The following is a 4,139-nucleotide window of genomic DNA, read 5'->3' as shown; positions in this document are numbered from 1 at the left end:
AGCTTATCCAGGGGATCATCGTGGCGGTGCGCACCATCAAGGCCGAGCTTGGCATCAGCCCGGCGCACCGCGTAAGCCTGCTTTTGCACCCCGTGGATGCGGCCCAGCAGGCATTGTTGGAAGAAAACCGCGATCTTGTGCTCACGCTGGCACGCCTGGATGAGCTTACCGCGGGGGCGGACGTACAGGCGCCCAAGGCTTCGGCCTCGGCGGTGGTTGAAGGCTGCCAGGTCATTGTGCCGCTCAAGGGGGCCGTTGACCTGAACGGCGAACTGGCCCGGCTGGACAAGGAACTTGCCAAGCTTGAAAAGGACATAGTGGGCGTGAACAAGAAGCTCAGCAATGAAAGCTTCGTCGGACGCGCTCCGGCTGAGGTGGTCGAGCGTGAGCGCGAACGCGCCGGAAAGCTGCTGGACGCCAAGGCCAAGCTGGAAGCCCTGCGCACCCGCTTTGCCGAAGCCTTGAACGAAGAATAGTTGCGGCTTGGGGAAGGGCATTTCTTTGCCGAAATGTCCTTCCCGGCCGGTTTTGCCCGTTGCCTGCCGACTTCGGATGTGGCGCGGTTTCCGTGCGGCAGCATACCGCGACGCTTGAGGAAAATATGCACCCCGCCACCCTGGCCTATCTGCAATTGGGCGGAGCCATCCTGCTTGAGGTTATCGCCACAGCATGCCTTAAACAGTCCGAGGGCATGAGCCGCCTTGTCCCCACCGTGACCGCACTGGCCGGTTACGGAGTTTCGTTTTTTCTGCTGTCGCAGGTGCTCAAGGTTGTGCCTATGGGGATTTCCTACGGTATCTGGAGCGGCGTCGGCATAGTTATCGTCTCCGTCATCGGTCTGTTTCTTTTCGGGCAGAAGCTCGATCTGGCAGCCTGCATCGGCCTTGGACTCATCGTGCTGGGCGTGCTTGTCATCAATTTTTTTTCCAGTTCCGTGCCGCATTGACCAACATTGATCAGCATTGATCGACGGGCAGGCAACACGGTGCAATAACAAGGTAAAAAGACAGATCCCGGCAAAATGGAACAGCGCTTCCGGGCGCAGGGCCGTGGTTTTCGCCGGGGCGCGCTATTGACAGTCCTTGACAGGTAAGATATGTCCTGTCCTCTTCAGGTTTATAGTTTTTGACAAAATCCCAAATGGAGGGAAAGAATGCCCACGATTAACCAGCTTATCCGCATTGAGCGGAAGGCCGTGCTGAAACGCAAAAAGACGCCCGCCCTGCAGGCTTGCCCGCAGCGTCGCGGCGTGTGCACGCGCGTTTACACCACCACCCCTAAAAAGCCTAACTCCGCTCTGCGTAAGGTTGCCCGTGTGCGCCTGACCAACGGCATTGAAGTGACGGCCTACATCCCCGGCGAAGGCCACAACCTTCAGGAACACTCTGTGGTCATCATCCGCGGCGGCCGTGTAAAAGACTTGCCCGGCGTACGTTACCACATCGTGCGCGGCACCCTGGATACCTCCGGTGTGGCCGACCGTCGCAAGAGCCGTTCCAAGTACGGCGCCAAGCGTCCTAAATAGTCTGCTTTATCTTGTACGGCGTGCGCCATGCGGCGCGCCTGGCCGCCCGTTGTTTCGAGCGCCGGTGCGTTGCGGGGTTGGTGACGCCGAAAAACCGCATGAAGGAGAAACCCCATGCCCCGTAAAGGTCCTGTTCCCAAAAGGGAAGTGCTGCCCGATCCGATTTATTCCAGCCGTCTCATCACCAAGTTCGTGAACCGGCTCATGTATGACGGCAAAAAGGGCGCCGCTGAAAAGATTTTTTACAGTTCGTTGGAACACCTGGCCGAAAAGACAGGTGAAGAACCCATGCGCGCCTTTGAAAAGGCCCTGGACAACGTGAAGCCCCACATGGAAGTCAAGGCCCGCCGCGTGGGCGGCGCCACCTATCAGGTTCCTATGGAAGTGCGCCCCGAGCGTCAGGTTTCCCTGTCTATCCGCTGGCTCATCAACTACGCCCGTTCCCGTGGCGAAAAAGGCATGACCGCGAAGCTTTCCGCCGAACTGCTGGATGCTTTCAACGGGCGCGGTGGCGCGGTGAAAAAACGCGAAGACACCCACCGCATGGCTGATGCCAACAAGGCATTCTCTCATTACCGCTGGTAAGAGGCCGTCCCGATTTTCTCATGAATATATCCCGACGCCGCATCCGTAAGGAAGCGGCGTCGGTTTTGCACCACACCACACCGCATCCGCAGTATGGAGGATAACCCCGTGTCCCGCACCGTTCCTGTAGACAAACAGCGCAATATCGGCATTATGGCCCATATTGACGCCGGAAAAACCACCACCACCGAGCGCATTCTTTTCTATACCGGCGTGAGCCACAAGATTGGCGAAACGCACGAAGGCCAGGCCACCATGGACTGGATGGAGCAGGAACAGGAGCGTGGCATCACCATTACCTCCGCTGCCACCACCTGCTTCTGGAAAGACTGCCGCATCAACATCATCGACACCCCCGGTCACGTTGACTTCACCATTGAAGTGGAACGTTCGCTGCGTGTGCTTGACGGCGCCATCTGCGTGTTTGACGCTGTGGCCGGTGTTGAGCCCCAGTCTGAAACCGTGTGGCGTCAGGCCGACCATTACGGCGTACCCCGCATCTGCTTTGTGAACAAGATGGATCGCATCGGCGCCAACTTCTTCCGTTGCGTGGGCATGATTCATGACCGCCTTGGAGCCAAGGCCGTGCCGCTGGAACTGCCCATCGGCGCTGAAGACAAGTTTGAAGGCGTGGTGGACCTCGTGCGCGGCAAGGCCATCCGCTTTGACAAGCTCAGCAAGGGCCAGGAATTTTTGGTTGAAGACGTGCCTGCCGACATGAAGGACCTCTTTGAGGAAAAGCGGCACGAACTGGTTGAAGCCGTGGCCGAAGAAGACGAAGTGCTGCTCGAAAAGTACCTGGGCGGCGAAGATCTCACGGAAGAGGAGATTGTTTCCTGCATCCGCAAGGCCACCATTGCCCGCACCATCGTGCCTGTCATGTGCGGCTCGGCTTTCCGCAACATGGGCGTGCAGCCCCTGCTGGACGCCGTGGTGGACTACCTGCCTTCGCCCGTGGACATTCCGCCCATGCCCGGCCATGTACCCGGCAAGGAAGATGAAATCATCGAATGCTACTGTAACGACAAGGAGCCTCTGGCCGGTCTGCTGTTCAAGCTGTTCTCCGACCCCTTCATCGGCCACCTTTCGTTCTTCCGCATTTATTCGGGCTTCCTTGAGTCCGGCACCACGGTGTACAACTCCAACACCGGCAAGCGTGAGCGCATCGGCCGCATTCTCAAGATGCACGCCAACAAGCGCGAAGATGTGAAATGGGCCGGCGCTGGCGACATCGTGGCTCTGGTGGGCCTCAAGAACGCCTCCACCGGCGACACCCTGTGCGACGAAAAGCGCCCGGTGATCCTGGAATCGCTGAATATTCCCGAGCCGGTCATTGAAGTGGCCATTGAGCCCAAGACCAAGGCTGACCGCGACGCCCTTTCCGCCGCGCTCAACAAGCTCGCCAAGGAAGACCCCTCTTTCCGCGTCAAGGGCGACGAAGAAACCAACCAGACGCTTATTGCCGGTATGGGCGAGCTGCATCTGGAAATCATCGTTGACCGCCTGACCCGTGAATTCAACGTGAACGCCAATGTGGGCAAGCCCCAGGTGGCCTATCGCGAAACCATTTCCAAGCCCGCCAAGTCCGACCTCAAGCACGCCAAGCAGTCCGGCGGCCGCGGCCAGTACGGCCACGTTGTGATCGAGGTCGAACCCAATCCGGGCAACGGTTACGAGTTCGTCAACTCCATTACCGGCGGCGTCATTCCCAAGGAATACATCGCCCCGGTGGACAAGGGTATCAACGATGCCCTGAAGTCCGGCGTGCTGGCTGGCTTCCCCGTGGTGGACGTGAAGGTCAACCTGGTCTTCGGCTCCTACCACGAAGTGGACTCTTCGGAACAGGCGTTCTATGTGGCTGGCTCCATGGCTATCAAGGACGCCATGCAGAAGGCCACCCCAGTGCTGCTGGAGCCCATCATGGACGTGGAAGTGGTGACGCCCGAAGAATACCTCGGCGACGTCATGGGCGACCTCAACGGGCGCCGTGGCCGCGTGCAGAGCATGGAAGCCCGCGCCGGCGGCGCAC

4 protein-coding genes and 1 pseudogene are annotated in these 4,139 nt (G+C 59.2%); all 5 read left to right on the top strand.

Translation table 11 applies throughout. The features are described 5' to 3' along the window. Positions 1-476: pseudogene (locus tag V6C16_RS08720) on the top strand (valine--tRNA ligase); the annotation flags it as partial. 125 nt (positions 477-601) lie between these two features. Continuing rightward, a complete protein-coding gene (locus tag V6C16_RS08715; protein WP_442886204.1) occupies positions 602-946 on the top strand; it encodes an SMR family transporter in 345 nt (114 codons plus the stop codon). Between the two features lie 207 nt (positions 947-1,153). Beyond that, positions 1,154-1,525: a 30S ribosomal protein S12 gene (gene rpsL, locus V6C16_RS08710; RefSeq protein WP_012625691.1), complete on the top strand. Its 372-nt coding sequence runs from the start codon at positions 1,154-1,156 to the stop codon at positions 1,523-1,525. Positions 1,526-1,639: 114 nt separating this feature from the next. Further along, entirely contained in the window at positions 1,640-2,110 is a 471-nt protein-coding gene (gene rpsG, locus V6C16_RS08705) for a 30S ribosomal protein S7 (protein WP_012625690.1), read from the top strand. Positions 2,111-2,218: 108 nt separating this feature from the next. After that, a partial coding sequence (gene fusA, locus V6C16_RS08700; protein ID WP_333543023.1) for an elongation factor G occupies positions 2,219-4,139 on the top strand: 1,921 nt, incomplete at its 3' end.

It is taken from the genome of Desulfovibrio sp. 1188_IL3213, from assembly GCF_036763145.1.
Taxonomy (GTDB): domain Bacteria; phylum Desulfobacterota; class Desulfovibrionia; order Desulfovibrionales; family Desulfovibrionaceae; genus Desulfovibrio.
The sequence above is the reverse complement of the archived record's forward strand: the minus strand, read 5'-3'. Positions and strand labels throughout refer to the sequence as shown.

Coding starts and splice junctions, on each gene's coding strand:
- V6C16_RS08715 (WP_442886204.1), top strand. CDS start 602: ATGCACCCCGCCACCCTGGCCTATCTGCAATTGGGCGGAGCCATCCTG.
- rpsL (WP_012625691.1), top strand. CDS start 1,154: ATGCCCACGATTAACCAGCTTATCCGCATTGAGCGGAAGGCCGTGCTG.
- rpsG (WP_012625690.1), top strand. CDS start 1,640: ATGCCCCGTAAAGGTCCTGTTCCCAAAAGGGAAGTGCTGCCCGATCCG.